At 73.1% G+C, this 16,258-nt stretch carries 13 protein-coding genes; 3 read left to right on the forward strand and 10 right to left on the reverse strand.

Features of this window, described 5'->3' with window-relative positions; translation table 11 throughout:
- Nucleotides 1-13: 13 nt before the first annotated feature.
- Nucleotides 14-2,041, reverse strand: coding sequence for a bifunctional diguanylate cyclase/phosphodiesterase (locus HNQ07_RS08220; RefSeq protein ID WP_184110551.1), 2,028 nt, complete (start codon nucleotides 2,039-2,041; stop codon nucleotides 14-16).
- Nucleotides 2,042-2,114: 73 nt separating this feature from the next.
- Entirely contained in the window at nucleotides 2,115-4,091 is a 1,977-nt protein-coding gene (locus HNQ07_RS08225) for a S9 family peptidase (RefSeq protein WP_184110553.1), read from the reverse strand.
- 267 nt (nucleotides 4,092-4,358) lie between these two features.
- On the opposite strand from HNQ07_RS08225, the gene HNQ07_RS08230 reads away from it, so the two are divergent.
- Both HNQ07_RS08230 and HNQ07_RS08235 read left to right on the forward strand, forming a co-directional pair.
- Nucleotides 4,359-4,550, forward strand: a complete 192-nt coding sequence (locus tag HNQ07_RS08230) for a hypothetical protein (protein ID WP_184110555.1) — start codon at nucleotides 4,359-4,361, stop codon at nucleotides 4,548-4,550.
- Nucleotides 4,551-4,597: 47 nt separating this feature from the next.
- Nucleotides 4,598-5,704 (forward strand): M20 family metallopeptidase, encoded by a 1,107-nt coding sequence (locus HNQ07_RS08235; protein WP_373297966.1) that lies wholly within the window; start codon nucleotides 4,598-4,600, stop codon nucleotides 5,702-5,704.
- Nucleotides 5,705-5,711: 7 nt separating this feature from the next.
- Here the strand turns inward: HNQ07_RS08235 and HNQ07_RS08240 are convergent, their stop codons facing one another.
- The 8 genes from HNQ07_RS08240 to HNQ07_RS08275 form a co-directional block, all read right to left on the reverse strand.
- Complete coding sequence (locus HNQ07_RS08240) at nucleotides 5,712-6,203, reverse strand: DUF4385 domain-containing protein (RefSeq protein ID WP_184110559.1); 492 nt, start codon at nucleotides 6,201-6,203, stop codon at nucleotides 5,712-5,714.
- A 160-nt stretch (nucleotides 6,204-6,363) separates the two neighbouring features.
- Nucleotides 6,364-7,005: a Dps family protein gene (locus HNQ07_RS08245; protein WP_184110561.1), complete on the reverse strand. Its 642-nt coding sequence runs from the start codon at nucleotides 7,003-7,005 to the stop codon at nucleotides 6,364-6,366.
- Nucleotides 7,006-7,077: 72 nt separating this feature from the next.
- On the reverse strand, nucleotides 7,078-7,989 hold the full coding sequence (locus tag HNQ07_RS08250) for an SDR family oxidoreductase (protein WP_184110563.1): 912 nt from the start codon (nucleotides 7,987-7,989) through the stop codon (nucleotides 7,078-7,080).
- Nucleotides 7,990-8,052: 63 nt separating this feature from the next.
- Nucleotides 8,053-8,460, reverse strand: coding sequence for a cupin domain-containing protein (locus HNQ07_RS08255; protein ID WP_184110566.1), 408 nt, complete (start codon nucleotides 8,458-8,460; stop codon nucleotides 8,053-8,055).
- 132 nt (nucleotides 8,461-8,592) lie between these two features.
- Nucleotides 8,593-10,887, reverse strand: a complete 2,295-nt coding sequence (locus HNQ07_RS08260; protein ID WP_184110568.1) for a LuxR C-terminal-related transcriptional regulator — start codon at nucleotides 10,885-10,887, stop codon at nucleotides 8,593-8,595.
- A 46-nt stretch (nucleotides 10,888-10,933) separates the two neighbouring features.
- Nucleotides 10,934-11,830 (reverse strand): MBL fold metallo-hydrolase, encoded by an 897-nt coding sequence (locus HNQ07_RS08265; RefSeq protein ID WP_184110570.1) that lies wholly within the window; start codon nucleotides 11,828-11,830, stop codon nucleotides 10,934-10,936.
- A 16-nt stretch (nucleotides 11,831-11,846) separates the two neighbouring features.
- The gene (locus HNQ07_RS08270; RefSeq protein ID WP_184110572.1) at nucleotides 11,847-12,476 is read right to left on the reverse strand and encodes a response regulator; all 630 of its coding nucleotides are present in this window, start codon (nucleotides 12,474-12,476) and stop codon (nucleotides 11,847-11,849) included.
- On the reverse strand, nucleotides 12,469-14,019 hold the full coding sequence (locus HNQ07_RS08275) for a sensor histidine kinase (protein ID WP_184110573.1): 1,551 nt from the start codon (nucleotides 14,017-14,019) through the stop codon (nucleotides 12,469-12,471). The genes HNQ07_RS08270 and HNQ07_RS08275 overlap by 8 nt, the downstream gene beginning before the upstream one ends.
- Before the next feature lie 145 nt (nucleotides 14,020-14,164).
- On the opposite strand from HNQ07_RS08275, the gene kdpB reads away from it, so the two are divergent.
- On the forward strand, nucleotides 14,165-16,225 hold the full coding sequence (gene kdpB, locus HNQ07_RS08280; protein ID WP_184110574.1) for a potassium-transporting ATPase subunit KdpB: 2,061 nt from the start codon (nucleotides 14,165-14,167) through the stop codon (nucleotides 16,223-16,225).
- Nucleotides 16,226-16,258 lie beyond the last annotated feature (33 nt).

Genomic DNA, 16,258 nt, shown 5'->3' on the forward strand with positions numbered 1-16,258 from the left:
GGCACGGCGGTTGTCACGGCCGGGCGTGCGCCACGGTGCCTGTCGTCTCCGGGTGACCGACCACCCCGACCCGCGCGAGTTCGGCTGGCAGGGCCGCGTGGAAACCCGGCGCGGGCCGCCCGAGGAGGTAGCCCTGCGTGCAGCGGGCGCCGAGGCGCCACGCGTGCGTCAGGATCGGCACGGTCTCGATGCCCTCGACGATCACGCTCACCCCGGCCTCCCGCGCGTAGGCCATCAGGGCGGCCAGCACGGCGTTCGCGGTGGGGTCGGTGGGGGCATTCGCCACGACGCTGTGGTCGATCTTGACATAGTCCACGGTCAGGCAGCGCAGCAGCTGCAATCCGGAATTGCCGGCGCCGACGTCGTCCAGGGCCACGCGGAAGCCGGCGGCGCGCAGACCCGCCGCCTGCTGCGTCACGGCCGCGAGGTTGCCGACGCTGCGTTCGGTGATCTCGATCACCACGCGGTGGGGGGGCAGGCCGGCGGCGCCCACCTCGCGCAGCAGTTCCGGCGCCAGCGGCGTGTCCTGATCCAGGGACGGCGCGGACACGTTCAGGAACAGCAGCGCGCCGTCCGGCAACGCCTGCGCGTGGGCCAGGGCGGCCTGCACACACAGACGGTCGAGTTCCGCGCCGCGGTTCACGCGGGCGGCCACGTCGAACAGCTCCTGCGGTTCGCGGAATCCGGAGGCTGCGGCGGGCCGGGCGAGCGCCTCGAAGGCCAGGGGAACGCTGGCGGCGCGCTCCGGGGTGGGCGGCCCCCAGATCGGCTGGAAGACCACGTCCACGCGGCCGTGGTGCAGCAGGTCACGCAGGGCGTCCACCTGTTCCTGGCCCAGCAGGCTGGCGCGGCCCGCAACGTCCTGAAAGGTCACCAGCCGGTCGCGACCCCGGCGTTTGGCCTCGCGCAGCGCTTCCTCGGCCTGCTGCTGCACGTCGTCCGGGTGGGCGCCGGCGCCCGCGCGGGTGGTCAGGCCGGCGCTCACGGTGGGCAGGTGCGCGGTGGCCAGCCGGGTGCGCACGTCGTCGATGGCGGCCGCCGCAGGCTCGGCCGGAAGCGGCAGGAGCAGCGCGAACTCGTCCCCGCCCACCCGGTACGCGCGGCCGGGGAAGGCTCCGCTCAGTACACGCCCCACGCTGGCCAGCACGCGGTCGCCGTGCAGGTGGCCGCCGCGGTCGTTGATCACCTTGAACTCGTCCACGTCCAGCCGCGCCACCGTGAGCGGCGTGTGGTCCAGCGCGCCCAGTCGCAGCGCGGCGCCCAGGCCCTCCTGGAAGGCGCGGTGGTTGCCGAGCGCCGTGAGCGGGTCCGTGATCGCCTCGGCGCGCAGCCGGGTCATGGTCGCCTCGTTCGCGGCGTCCGTGAGCCGCTGGTGGCGTTGCAGCACGCGCCACAGCGACAGCAGGGCGCCCACGCCGCCCAGGAACACCAGCGGGGCCAGGACCGCCAGCGTGTCCTGCAGCCGCGTCAGGCGGGCGAACTGGGCGCTGGACGCCCGGCGGTGGACGCGCGCCTCGGCGTCCACCCGCTGCTCCAGACGCGTGAAGGCGGGGTCCGACACGATCCGGTCGATGTTGTTCACATGCGCCGTGTCGTGCGTGCGGACGGCGGGGAACAGGGCGGTGTTCACGGTGGTCACGTACTCGGCGTGGAGTGACAGCAGGGCGTTGATGCGCGCCTGCTCGTCCGGACCGCTGTTGTTCCGCGCGGCGCTCAGGACCATGCGGACGTTGTCGGCCGCCTTGGCATGCTGGGCCAGGATCGCCGCGGAGGGTTCCAGGCGGTACTTGCGTTCCAGCGACTCCTCGGCGCCCACCCAGTAGCGGACCTTCTGGTACAGGTCGCTCTGCCGGGCGCTGCGGCCCGCCGCGTGGGTCAGGGTGCGCGTCTGCACGCCGCTCAGGACGGCAAACAGCGCGAGCAGCAGCACCGTGACCATCAGGGCGGCGGTGACGGCGCGCCGGCCCGGCGACCACACGGCCGGGTGGTGGGTCGTCTCCGGCCCGCCGTCCAGAGACGCGGCGCCGCCAGGCATCTGCATAGCTCTACCTTACGGCACAGGGCCTGACGGGAACCTCACCTGTACGCATGGTCAGTTCTTCGGCGCGCTGTGGTCACGACGCGGTCGGCGCCGTGCCCAGCCAGCGGTCCAGCCAGTCCAGCGTTTCCTGCAGGCGCCGGATCCGGCGGTCCGGGCGGCCCGAGCGCGACAGTTCGTGGTTCTCGCCGGGGAAGCGCACGAACCGCGTGGGCACGCCCAGCTGCACCAGGGCGGCGTACCACTGCTCGGCCTGCTCGACGGGGCAGCGGTGGTCGAGCGCCGAGTGCACGATCAGCGTGGGCGTGCGGACGTTCTCGACGTACTGCAGCGGGCTCATGTCCCACAGCGCCGGGGTGTCCGCGCGGCGCCACGCGTTCAGGCCCAGCTCGTCGTGCCAGAAGCGCAGCCCGATGTCCGAGGTGCCCGCGAAGCTCAGCAGGTTGCAGATGCTGCGGTCCGTGATGGCCGCGTGGAACCGCGTGGTGTGGGCGGTCAGCCAGTTGGTCATGAAGCCGCCGTAACTGCCGCCCATGACCGCCGTGCGTTCGCGGTCGAGGCGCGGCACCCGGTCCAGGCAGGCGTCGAAGAAGGCCAGCAGGTCGTCGGCGTCCACGCTGCCCCAGCACCCGTGGATGGCGTCCACCCACGCCTGCCCGTAGCCGACCGAACCGCGCGGGTTGCTGTAGCACACGCCGTAGCCCTGCGCGGCCAGCAGCTGGAACTCGTGCGTGAAGGCGTGCCCGTAGTCGGTGTGCGGTCCGCCGTGGATGTTCAGCAGCGCGGGCACCGCGCCGTCACCCTCCGGCAGCAGCACCCAGCCCTCGCCCTCACCGAGGGGGGTGGGGAAGGTCACGCGCTGCGGCGCGCGGGCGGGGAAGGGCAGCCGGGCGTTCAGGTCGGTGACCGCCACGCCGTTCAGCTCGACCTCCGGGAAGACGTCGGCCCGCTCGCGCAGCAGCGCCACGCCGCCCGGCACGGCAGTGAACGCCGCGATCACGCCGTCCGGCCGGTGGTCATGCGGAGTGACTGTGCCATCCACCGTGGCGCGGAACAGGCCGCAACTCCCACGCACCGTCGAACTGAACAGCAGCGTGGTGTCGTCCAGCCACACCGGGCGCTCGGGCATGGCGCCCACGTGGCAGTCCCCGCCCACCGCGTTACCGACCGGGTGGTCGTGCCCTGCGTCCAGGCGCGTGGCGTCGCCGTCGGCGCCGACCAGATAGAGGTGGGTGTGCTCGGTGTTGCCCTGCCCGTCAGGGCGACCCACCAGCGCGAAGCGCTCGCCGTCCGGGTGCGGGACCACGGCCGTGATCGCCGAGTTCCAGCGGGTGCGCTGTGCCGGTGCACCGTCCAGCGGCAGGTCCCAGACCTCCTGCTGCCAGTACGCGGCCCGCAGGTCGTCCTGGGCGCTCACGAACAGCACGCCCTGGCTGTCCGGCCGCCACGCGTACGCGCTGATCGCCACGGCCGGGGCATGCCACTCGGTCAGGGCGCCGGACGCCACGTCGAGTCGCCACATGCGCGCGGGCCGCACGGGCAGCCAGTCCTCGCCGTTGAAGCGGTAGCGCGGCGCGGTGATCACGCGCGGCTCGCCCCGCTCGTCGCGCCGGTCCTCGTCGTCGCCCAGGCTCAGGAACGACAGGAAGCGCCCGTCCGGGCTCCACTGCACGTTCTGGACGGCGTGTTTCAGGGTGGTCACGCGCCGCGCCTCGCCGCCCGCGAGCGGCAGCACGTACAGCTGGCCCCCGGCGCCCCCGGCGTCGCGCACGAACGCCAGGTGGGTGCCGTCGGGCGACCAGCGCGGCGACGTGTCGCGGCCCTCGCCCGCCGTGAAGGCGCGGGCCGAGCCGCCATCCGACAGCCAGATGTGCGACTTGTAGCGCGGCCGCGCGAACGCCGCGTCGGGCTTCAGCGGGTCTTCCTCCTCGATGCGCGACAGCACGAAGGCCACCCTCTGCCCGTCGGGGCTGATCTGGGGATCGGCCGGGAAGGCCAGGGCGAGCAGGCTGTTCGGCGTGGGACGATTCGGCGTCGAAGCGGAAGCGGTCATCCGCGCAGTCAAGCACGGCCCCCTGCGGCGTTCATGATGCTTGACTCAAGGCGGCGTGATAGCTCGCTTATTCCGTCTGAGCGCCGGTGTCGGTACCATGGTCATACCGGTATCGGCGACCTCGGCTCGCGGGGTTCACATGTCCTTCGTTTCGGCGGAGGGCACTTTCGTCTCACCCGTGGGGTCCTCACCCGCACGCTGGGTCGCCGTCACCTGCCCCCTCCGCTCCTCACGCTTCCCGCCCCTTGTCCCTCCGGAGGTCTGCATATGCACGAACTGTCCTGCACCTGGGTTCCCGGCACCACCAACGTCGTTCGGCTGCGCTTCAACGGCCGCACCATCGAGATGACCAGCACCCGCCTGAGCCGCATTTTCGGGCCGAAGGTGCTGGGCGACCTGTACCTGCGTGGCCGCGCCGTGCTGCGCGCCGACGCCGCCCAGGTCGCCAAGCTCACCTGAGCCGCTCTGTCCGTCCCGTTCCACGCACGCGCAGTAGCATGGCGCGCATGTCTGCACAGCCCGACCTGACCGCCATGCTGGCCGACCTGCACACCCTGGTCGGCATCGAGTCCCCCTCCAGCGATCCCGTCGCGGTGAGCCGAGTGATGGATGTCGTGGAGGGCTGGGCCCGCGACCTGGGCGCCACCACCCGCGCCCTGCCGGGCGGCACCCGCTCGCTGCAGTTCGGCCTGGACGCCAGCGGCGCCGAGCGCCCCCTGCTGATCCTGATGCACGCCGACACGGTGTGGCCCACCGGCACCCTGGAGCGGATGCCGTGGCGCCACGACGGCGACCGGCTGTACGGCCCCGGCACCTACGACATGAAGGGCGGCATCGTCGGCACGGTCCACGCGCTGCGCGCCCTGCACGGGGAGTGGCCGCGCGGCGGGATTCACGTGCTGCTGTCGCCGGACGAGGAGATCGGCAGCGTCACCAGCCGCCCGCACATCGAGGCGGCGGCGCAGGGCGCGCGGGCCGCGCTGGTCGTGGAGCCGCCGGTCGCGGACTCGCACGCCCTGAAGACCGGCCGCAAGGGCACCGGCGGGTACTGGCTGACCCTGCACGGCATCGCCAGCCACGCCGGCAACCGGCCCGCCGACGGCGCGAGCGCCATCACCGCCGCCGCCGAGGCCGTGCTGGCCATCCACGCGCTCGCCCGGCCCGAGGTCGGCACGACCATCAGCGCGGGCGTCATCCACGGGGGCAGCGCCATGAACGTCATCCCCGAGACGTGCACGGTCGAGTTCGATGTGCGCGTCAGCACCCTGGACGAGGCGCAGCGGGTGGACGACGCGGTGCGCGCGTGGGCGCCCACGGACACCCGGGTGCGCACCACGCTCACCGGCGGCCTGAACCGCCCTCCCTTCGAGCAGGGCGAGGCGACGCTGGCCCTGTATGCTCGCGCCCGTGACCTCGCCCGCGACCTGGGCTTCACGCTGGAGCACGAGAGCGTGGGCGGGGGCAGCGACGGGAACTTCACCGCGCCCATCACGCCGACCCTGGACGGCCTGGGCGCGCCCGGCGACGGCGCGCACGCCGCCCACGAGCACATCCGCCTCGACCGCTGGCCCGACCATGTGCGGCTCCTCACCCGCCTGCTCCGGACGCTCTGACGCGCCCTCAGCCGTAGCGGGCCCGGTGCTCCCTCTTCAGCGCCGCGTACTGCGCGTTCGCCTCGGCCTCGTCCCACTTCGCCTTGAAGATGCGGGCGGACTCGGCTTTCACAGGGTCTTCCGGCTGCCGAGGTAATTCCGGGCGGCCATGCGCGCCGCTCTGGCCCTTCTTGTCGTCGGGCACCGGACCGGCGTACTTCTTGCCGCCCCGGTGGTTCGCGTAGCGCCGCGCGCGCGTGAAGCCCATCTGAAGGAACTTCCGGGCCATGTCCGCGCCCACGAAGTCCCCGGCCTTCAGGTAGGCGAGAAACATCCCGTAGATCGCCTCGCTGCTCTCCTGCGCCGCGTCCGGCGTGGCGAAGCGCCAGTGCGGCAGCAGCTCGGCCTTGTACGGCTGCACCAGCAGCACGCCCTGTTCGCCCACGCCCACCCGATACAGCTCCGGGTGGGCGCGCAGGTCCAGCTCCGCGTAGTTCAGGGAGTAGTCGAATTTCGGCATGGCGTCCTCGCGGCAAAGAGGCCACCGGGGCGGCCCGGTGGCCCTGCGCGTGCCCGCTTCGCTCGGCCCTACCGGGCAGGCGTGCTCGCGGCGCTCCGTTTCGGGGATGGCGGCGCTGTCCCGGCATCCCCTGCATTCCGGCCGCTCGGCGGGCCGAACTTCAGTTCATCTGCTCGTCGTCCATGATCGCCTGGAGCATCCAGCGGATCTTGTCGACGGTCTGCGCGTACCCGTTGTACATGTCCGCCGTCGCGGGGTCCTCGGCGTCGTCGACGGTCTTGCTGTCGTCGCGGTAGCCCTTGCCCACCCGGGTGAGGTCCTGCACCAGGTCCGCCACCTGCGCGCGGGCGTCCCGCACCGTCTCGGTGGGCACCTTCACCACGCTGTAGCGCTCGATGTCGGCCGGCGCGGCGGCGGGGCTGCCCCCCAGCGCGACCAGACGCTCGGCCTGCTCGTCGATCGACGGGAAGATCTCCTCGATGAACTCGTCGTACGCGAGGTGCAGGTCGCGGAAGAAGCGCCCACGGATGTCCCAGTGGTACTTCTTGAACTTCAGGTACAGGCTGATCGACGTGGCGAGGTTGCGCTGAAGCGTCTCGGCCACGGTGCCGAACTGCGTCTCGGACAGGTACGCGTGGTCCACCAGGGCGTTGTTGGTGGTGCTCAGGTGGGCGGCGTCCGCGTGGGCCGTGCCGGTCGCCTTGCCGCTGGGCTTTTTCCCGTCGCTCGTGGCGGTGGCGCGCTCCGCTTTCGCTGGAGCCTTCGTGGACGCGGCCTTGCTGCTGCGGCTGTTCTTCGTCATGCCGCAAGCGTACGCTCCGCCCGCCGAGAAGCCCCAGGGGGATTTTCTTTACGGTTGGGCGCCGCGGCATGCTCATGCCGGCGTGCCCAGCGGCATGATCTGCCGGGCATACTCGCCCACGGTCGTGAACGAGGAGCCCAGGTCCGCCACGCGGGGATCCACGGTCAGGGGCATGCCGCGCGCCAGCGCCAGCATCAGGGCTGCGAAACTGCGCTCCAGTGGGGTGCTCGCGGCGTCCAGCTGCGCTTCCAGGGCCGTCACCGGCACCCGCTCGACCGTGAAGACCCGGCCGCCCACGTCCTCGAACCGCCGCACGACCGTGTTCATGTCCAGGGTCTCGGCCACCACGGTGAGGGCCGTGCCGTGCAGCTCCGGACGGTCCACGCACGCGACCGCCGTTCGGGCCACGTCGCGGCAGGTGATCCAGCCGACCGGCTGCGTGCCGTCGCCGGGCACCCGCACGGCGCCGCGCTGGTGGTCGAAGCCCAGCACCGGGCTGAGCCAGACGTCCATGAAGACGGCGGCGTGCAGCACGGTGGTGGTCATGGCGCTCGCGTGCAGCGCGGCCTCGACCGCCCGCTTGGCGGCCGAGAGGGGCGAGGGAGGCGACGTGTCGGCCGCCTCCGGAAAGGACACGTACACGACCTGCGCCACGCCCGCGTCCTGGGCGGCAGCCACCAGGTTCAGCCCGCCCCGGTGGTCCACGTCCGCGATCGAGTCCGCCGCCTGATCGCGAAGCGTGGTGGTGGCCGTCGTGATGACGGTCTGGACGCCCCGGCAGGCCCGCTCCAGCGAGGCCGGATCCTTGAGGTCCGCGTGAACCGGCTCGGCCCCCAGGTCGTGCAGGGCCCGGACCTGCCGCGGATCCGACGTGGGGCGCACCACGGCGCGCACGGCGTGTCCCGAGCCGCTCAGGTGCTGGCAGATGGCGGAACCGAGCAGTCCGGTGGCGCCGACGACGAGGATCGGGGCGGGGTCGGTCATGGCGGGGTCTCCTGGGTACGGTGGGGACGGGACGTTGTGCGGGCCGCTGTCGGGTGACCGTGTTCAGGCCAGGCCGCGCCCCGGGTACGTCTGCGGAAAATCCAGTCCGGCGAACGACAGCGTGACCTGCACCTCGGCGGGCGCGTCGCCCCGGTTGAGGAGCCGGAAGTCCGTGCCGGGCGCGATCACGCGGGTCTGGCCGGAGCCCACCGTCTCGCTCACGCCGTTCATGACCATGGTCAGTTCGCCACTCTGCACGCTGACCCGGTACTCGCCCATCATCGGGCGCAGGGGGGCCTGGGCGCCGGGTTCGATCCGCAGCGTCACGGTCCATGGCGTCGTGTCGGCCACGGTCGACACTGGCCGGGCCCCCTCGCCCGGATCGAGCCGCACCGGCCCGCTCGCCGCGGCCACGCCCAGTCCCAGCACCACACTCCACACCAGCACGCGCCCTGCCGCTCCTGTCGTCATGGTTTTCCCCCCTGGAGGCCACCGCCCGGGGCCCTGTGCACCCGCGCCGGCCGATGCCCTCACCGTAGGCGGCGGGGGCCGCGCCGCGCATCGGGAGAATTCGGGGGGTGCCGCCACCAGTCCGGGGGGTCGTCAGAGGGACGGACGCCCGACCGGGCCGGAATCCTCCACCGGGATCAGGCGGTGATCCAGCGCGAAGCGGGCGAGCTCGACCCGGTTGTGCAGCTCCAGCTTGCCCAGCATGCTCGCCACATGCTTGCCCACCGTGCCGGCACTGATCCCCAGCGTCAGCGCGACCTTCTTGTCGCTGTGGCCCCGCGCCACCCACGCCAGCACCTCCAACTCGCGCGCCGTCAGGGGAGGCGCCGCGGTGGTCGGCTCCACGGCGCGCAGGGCGCACTCCACGTCGGCGGCCCAGGCGTCCGGTGCGGCGGTCGCGCCTGCACTCCACGCGGCCGCGAACTGGTGCTCGGGCATCGCGGCCCGCCAGTCCTCGATGAAGTGCTGGCGTTCGGCGTGACAGCCGCCGGGCAGCACGCCCTCCGAGCGCTGGCCGGTCGCGACGCTCGCGGCGGCCAGGCGCACCGCGAGGGACGGCTGGCCCCGCCGATCGGCCAGCAGCGACGTGATGTACAGCAGGGCCTCCTCAAGCACCACGTCGTCGACGTGGCGGCCCACTGCCCACGCGCGGCGCAGGTGCGTCTGTTCGGGGTCCACGTCCCGGTGCAGCAGGGTCACCCGGGCGCGGACGGCGCTGGTGTACGCCTCGCCCACCGGTTGTCCCAGCGCCGTCCAGAGTGCCAGCGCCCGGTCGAGATACGTCACGCACGCCGGATACGCCCCGGTCTTCTCTAGGGCGAAGCCCAGGTTGTGCAGTGTGTGCGCCTGCGCGGCCACGTCACCGTGTGCCTCGGCCAGGGCCAGGGCCTCCCGGAACAGGTCGATGGCCTGCCCGTAAGTTCCGGTATTCGACAGCACGTCCGCGAGGATGGACATCGCGCCCGCTTCCTCGCGGGGGTCGCCCAGCGCCCGGCGAATGGCCAGGGCGGCCTGGCACCACGCCTCCGCGTCGTGGTGCCGTTCGGCGCGGCTGGCCATCAGGGCGGCCGTGGTCAGCAGGGTGGCACGCTCCGCCGTGACCAGATCCCCGGGCAGGGCCAGCACCCGGCGGCACAGGGCAACGCCCTGCTCGAAGCGCCCCTGCGTGCTCCAGTAGTCGAACAACGCGCTGACCAGCTGCTGCGCTTCTGGCACTGCCTGCCGGGCGATGAAGTGCTCAAGGGCGGTGACGATATTGGTATGGTCGACGTGGACCCGGTTCAGCCAGTCGCGGCCGGCGCCGTGTTCCGGGTTCCCGGCCGCCGCCAGCGCCAGGTAGAACCGGGCGTGGCGTTCGGCCACGTCGGTGGCGTGCGGGGAGTCCCGGAGCACCTCGGCGGCGAACTCGCGCACGGGTTCGAGCAGCGTCCAGCGAGCCGGGGTGCCCTCGGTGCGCCGGATCAGGCTGTGCTCGACCAGCGCGATCAGGATGGTGCGCGCGTCCGGGCGGCCGGTCACGGCCTCCAGCGCGTCCAGCGTGAAGCCGCCGCGGAACCCGCCGCAGGCCGTGAACACCGCCTGCTCGTCCGTACTCAGCAGGTCGTAACTCCAGCGCACGGCGTCGCGCAGCGAGCGCGCGCGCGGCGCGTCGTCCAGGGGGCCGCCGTCCAGCACGTCCAGGGGCGTATCGAGCCACGCCAGCAGGCCGGCCACGTCGACGGCCCGCAGCCGCGCCGCCGCGAGTTCCAGCGCCAGCGGCAGCCCGCCCAGCGCCGTGCACACGGCGCTGACCGTCGCCGCGTTGTCGGGCGTCAGGGCGAACTCCGGTTCGACCTCCTGCGCGCGCTGCACGAACAGCTGCACGGCCGGGCTGCGGGCGGCATCCTGCGGCCGTGCGGGCAGCGCCAGCGGGGGCAGTGGCAGCTCGCGGGCGTGCCGGACCCGCAGGACGCGCCGGCTGGTCGCCAGGATCCGCGCGCCCGGCAGCCGTGCACACAGCGCCACGATGTCGCCCTCGGTGCCCGGCAGGTGCTCCAGATTGTCGAGGATGAGCAGCACGGAGCGGTCACCGACCGCCTGCTCCAGCGCGTCCAGCGGCGAACTGCCGTCGCGCACCCCCAGCGCGTGGGCGACGGCCGGCAGCACCTGATCGGGGCCGGCCAGTGGGGCTAGGTTCACGAATACCGCGCCCCGCTCGAAGCGGGCGTGCACCAGCCGCTGCACCTCGCGGGCCACCCGCGTCTTGCCCACGCCACCGGGCCCGCGCAGCACCACCACGCGCACGTCCGGCTGCAGCAGCAGGTCACCGGCCAGCACAAGTTCCACGTCCCGTCCGACCAGCGCCGGCTCGCCGGTTCCAGGACGCTCCGTCCAACGCTGGACGTCCATGCTCCAGTGTACACACGGTCAGTCCGGAGTGGACGGCGCGCGGCCGTCAGGGAACGAAGACCAGACGGTTGTCCTGCACGTCCATGGACACCGCGCCCGCCTCCAGCAGTTCCGTCAGGTGGGCGCTGACCACCGCACGGTTCAGCACCACCGCGCCCGCGTTCGTCATGGTCACGCCCAGCTGCTCGCACACCCGGGCGAGCAGGTCATCCACGCTGGCCGGGCCGGCGCGGACCGCGGCCAGCACCGTGTCCGTCGTGCGGGCGTACGCGGCGAGGTTCACGGCCACCAGCCCGGCCAGGTCTTCCGTCGGGTCGCCGTGCCCGGGCATCACCACGCGGACGCCCTCCAGATCGGCCAGCTTCGCCGCGCTCGCCTTCTGCAACGCTGAGTCCGCGCAGAAGGTCAGCGGGTGCTTGCCCAGCGCGGCCGTGCCGAACAGCGCGTCGGCGGCGTACAGCACGTCGCCCGTCCGCACGGCGTACATCATGCTCGCGTGCCCGGCGACCTCGATCAGCTCTATATGCACGCCGCCGATGCGCGTCAGGCCCGGCTCCGGCGCGAGCCGCGCGGGACTGGGCGGCGCCAGCAGGAATTTGTTCTGGAGGTCACGCGGGGGCCGCGCTCCGAACAGGGTGATGGGCTCCAGGATCGGATGCGTGATGACCGCCTGCTCCAGCGGCGGCGCGAAGATCTTCAGCTCCGGGAACGCCCTGAGGATGTGCGCGTTGCCGCCGTGGTGGTCCGCGTGGCTGTGCGTGTTCAGGATGCCCGTGGGCGTGAGGCCCGCCGCCGCCAGCGCCCGCAGCAGCTTGCGGGCGTGCGAGTCGTCCAGGCCGGTGTCCACCAGCAGCGCGCCGCCGTGGCCGTCCTCCAGCACCACGGAAGTCACCGCGCCGGGCAGAGAGTGGACGCCGGGGGCCAGTTCAAGCAGCGCGGTCATGGCCGGATGCTAGCGGCTACAGCAGTCCGGCCCGCAGGGCCTTGACGGCCGCCTGGGTGCGGTCGGCAGCCTGGAGCTTGACCAGGAGTTCCTGCACGTGCAGTTTCACGGTGCTGACGCTGATGCCCAGGTGCTGCGCGATGTCGCGGTTCGGCAGGCCGTCCGCGACCAGCCGCAGGACGTCCAGTTCGCGCGGAGTCAGGGGCGAGTGCTCGCCGGGCGCGCGGACGCTGCCCAGCACGTGGTGGGCCACCTGCGGATCGAGGTACGCGCTGCCGGCCGCGGCGGCCCGCACGGCCAGCAGCAGCAGGTCGGGCCGCGCACCCTTGAGGCAGTACGCATCCGCGCCGGACGCCAGGGCCGCGAGCACCTCGGCGCGCAGGTCGTGCGCGGTGAGCATCACGATCCGCACGGCGGGGTGGCGGGCGCGGATCTCGGCGGCGGTCTGGATGCCGTCCATGCCGGGCAGGCCGATGTCCACCACGGCCACGTCCACGGCGTGCGCGGCGAGCTGTTCCAGCGCTTCCTCGCCGCTGCGGGCCTCGGCCACCACGCGCAGGTCGCTCTCCAGGTTCAGGGCGGCGCGCAGGCCGTCGCGGGTGAAGGCGTGGTCCTCGACGAGCAGCACACGGATGGATTCAGACATGGGCAGCCTCCGGCGCGAGGGGCAGGGTGAGGGTGAACACGCTGCGGGCCTGCGGCGTGCGGTCGTAGCGCACCGCGCCGCCGTGCGCCTCGGCGATCTTGCGCGTCAGGTACAGGCCCAGGCCGGTGCCGCGGCCCGCGCCGCCCGCGTGGAAGCGCTGGAACAGCCGCGCCTGGGCGCTGGTGGGTACGCCCGGTCCCTCGTCCTGCACGGTCAGGGTCGCCTCGTCGTCCGCGCGCACCGTAACGCGCACGGTGCCGCCGGGCGGGGAGAACTTCACGGCGTTCTCCACGAGGTTCTGCGCGGCCCGGCGCAGGTCGTGGCGCCGCCCGGCGACGCCCGCGCCCTCCAGGTCCGTCTCGATGGTCACCTGCCGCTCCTCGGCGCGCGTGCGCAGGTCGCCCACCACGCCCAGCACGACGTCGCGCAGGTTCACGCGGCCGCCCTCGCCCGGGCTGTCCTGGTCCTCGCCGCTCTCGTACTTGGCGACCAGCAGGAGCTGCTCGGCCAGGGACAGCAGCGTCTCGTTGGACTGGATGCCGTTGACCAGGGTGGCGCGGTACGCGTCCGGCAGGGGACCGTAGGCGCCGCGCAGGGCAGCGTGCATGTTCATGCCGTTCGCCATCAGCGGCGTGCGCAGGTCGTGCGAGAACGCGTACACGAGGTCGCGCAGCAGCTCTCCGCGCTCCGCGAGCTGCGCGCGGCTGCTGCGCAGTTCGTCGAGCAGCGCGGTGCGTTCCAGCAGGGGTTGCAGCGCCGCCGCCGCCTCGCCGGTCAGGGCGGGGGGCGTGACGGGCGCGGTCAGGAGGATCAGCAGGTCGCCGCTGTCCGGGCGGCGCAGCCGGGCCAGGAACACGTTCCCGCCGTCCGCCGCCCACAGGTCGCTGTCCGGGCCGCCGCTCACGCCGGACGGGCGGGCCAGGAACTCCAGCGGCAGCCGTTGCCCCAGCCGGCCGGTCACGGGCTCCCGGCCGGGCGCCGTGACCAGCGCGTGCGGCGCGCGCAGCGTGGCCTTCTCCAGCGCCCCGACCTCCACGCTCTGCGCGCCGGTCAGGCGCTGCAGGGCGTGGGCGGCGCGTTCCACGAACTCCGGCAGGCCCAGCGGCCCGCCCATGTCCTGTGCGAGCTGACGCAGCGCCCGCTCGCGCGTCAGCTGGCGCTCGTCCTCGCGCAGCTGCGCGGCGCGCTCGCTGGCCTGCCGCGCCCGGTGCGTGAGCCACCCGACCAGCAGCACCGCCAGGATGCTCACCGCGCGGTTGGCGAGGTCCGTGGTGTCCCAGCCGTCGCGCGTGCCGTTCACCAGGCCCGCGATCACGTTCGCCAGCACCGCCAGGCCCGTCAGCGGCCACGTGGCCCGGCCGGACGCGCCCAGCAGCGCGAAGGCCACCGACGCGCTCAGCAGCGTGCCCACCACCAGCGACGCCGGCGTGAGCATGTCCACCGTCAGCACGGCGGCCAGCAGCAGCAGCGCGACCGTCCACACGGTGCTGTCGGGCAGCGGCAGACGCAGCGGGGGCAGGAGGGCGCGGCGCAGATCGTCCATGCGCTCCGTAGCCTACCCCCCGGCGGCGGGCGGCCCACTGGCCACCTGACCAGGGGGGCGCGCCACGTGGCCGGTGGGCGGCGGGGTCAGCGCGGACGAGCATGCCCGCAGGTATGACCACTCCCCATTCCCGCCGGAGCTTTCCATGACCGCCCCCGCCCAGCCCGCGCCGTCCACGCCGCGTCCACAGGGCATCTTCGCGCCGGCCCTGCTGCGCGGCGCGCTGCTCGCCAGCGTGCGCAAACTCTCGCCGCGCGACCAGGCGCGCAACCCCGTGATGTTCGTGGTGTACGTGGGCACGCTGCTCACGCTGATCCTGACCGTCCAGAACGCCCTCCAGGGCCGCGCGTGGGGCTACGAGCTGGCGATCACGCTGCTGCTGGCCCTGACCGTGCTGTTCGCCAACTTCGCCGAGGGCCTCGCGGAGGCGCGCGGCAAGGCGCAGGCCGCGTCCCTGCGCTCCGCGCGCGAGGACGTGAAGGCCCGCCGGCTCACGAACGGCCGCGAGGACCTCGTCGCGGGAACGCAGCTCCAGAAGGGCGACCTGATCGTGGCGGAGGCCGGCGACCTGATCGCCGCCGACGGCGAGATCGTCGAGGGCCTCGCCAGCGTGGACGAGAGCGCCATCACCGGCGAGAGCGCCCCCGTGATCCGCGAGGCCGGCACCGACCACAGCGGCGTGACCGGCGGCACCCGCGTGCTGAGTGACCGCATCGTGATCCGCGTGACCAGCGGCGCGGGCGAGAGCTTCCTCGACCGGATGATCGCGCTGGTCGAGGGCGCCAGCCGGCAGAAGACCCCCAACGAGATCGCCCTGGGCATCCTGCTCAGCGGCCTGACGCTGGTGTTCCTGCTGGCCGTGGTCACGCTGTACCCCTTCACGGCGTACGCCGGGGCGCCCGCCGCGCCGGTCACGCTGGTCGCGCTGCTGGTGTGCCTGATTCCCACCACCATCGGCGGCCTGCTGCCGGCCATCGGCATCGCGGGCATGGACCGCGCGCTGCAGGCGAACGTGATCGCCAAGAGCGGCAAGGCCGTGGAGGTCGCCGGGGACGTGGACGTGCTGCTGCTCGACAAGACCGGCACCATCACCATCGGCAACCGCCTGGCCACGGACTTCTTTCCGCTGCCCGGCGTGAGCGCCGAGGAACTCATGCGCGCCGCCCTGCTCTCCAGCCTGGCCGACCCCACCCCGGAGGGCAAGAGCATCGTCGCCCTGGCCCGCGAGCGCGGCGTGGACGCCCCGGCGCCGCAGGGCGCGGAGTTCGTGGAGTTCACCGCGCAGACGCGCATGAGCGGCGTGGATGTTCCCGGCCCCGACGGAGCGGTCACCCGGATCCGCAAGGGTGCGGGCAGCCGGATTGCCGCGCTGGCGCACGAGCGTGGCGGGCACGTTCCGCCTGAACTGGCAGCCATCACGGATCAGGTCTCGCGCGGCGGCGCGACGCCCCTGACCGTGATCGAGGACGGGCGCCTGCTGGGCGTGGTGGCGCTGTCGGACATCATCAAGCCCGGCATCCGCGAGCGCTTCGCCGAACTGCGCCGCATGGGCCTGCGCACCGTCATGATCACCGGCGACAACCCCCTGACCGCCGAGGCGATTGCCCGCGAGGCCGGCGTGGACTCCTTCCTGGCCGAGGCGACCCCCGAGGACAAGATGGCCATGATCCGCGAGGAGCAGGAGGGCGGCAAGCTCGTCGCCATGATGGGCGACGGCACCAACGACGCCCCGGCCCTGGCGCAGGCGGACGTGGGCCTCGCCATGAACTCCGGCACGCAGGCCGCCAAGGAAGCCGGGAACATGGTGGACCTGGACTCCGATCCCACCAAGCTGCTGGAGGTCGTGGAGATCGGCAAGGGCCTGCTGATCACGCGCGGAGCGCTGACCACCTTCTCCATCGCCAACGACGTCGCCAAGTACTTCGCGATCCTGCCGGCGCTGTTCGTGACCGCGTACCCCGCGCTGGGCGTGCTGAACGTGATGCAGCTGCACAGTCCCACCAGCGCGGTGCTGAGCGCCGTGATCTTCAACGCCCTGATCATCCCCGCCCTGATTCCGCTCGCGCTGCGCGGCGTGCCGTACCGCCCCATGAGCGCCGCCGCGCTGCTGGGCCGCAACCTGCTGGTGTACGGCCTGGGCGGCCTGATCCTGCCCTTCGTCGCCATCAAGGTCATCGACCTGCTCATCACGCCCCTGCTGGGCTGAGGAACCGATATGGACGCCCTGTTTATCCTGCTG

It is taken from the genome of Deinococcus metalli (assembly GCF_014201805.1).
Classification (GTDB): domain Bacteria; phylum Deinococcota; class Deinococci; order Deinococcales; family Deinococcaceae; genus Deinococcus; species Deinococcus metalli.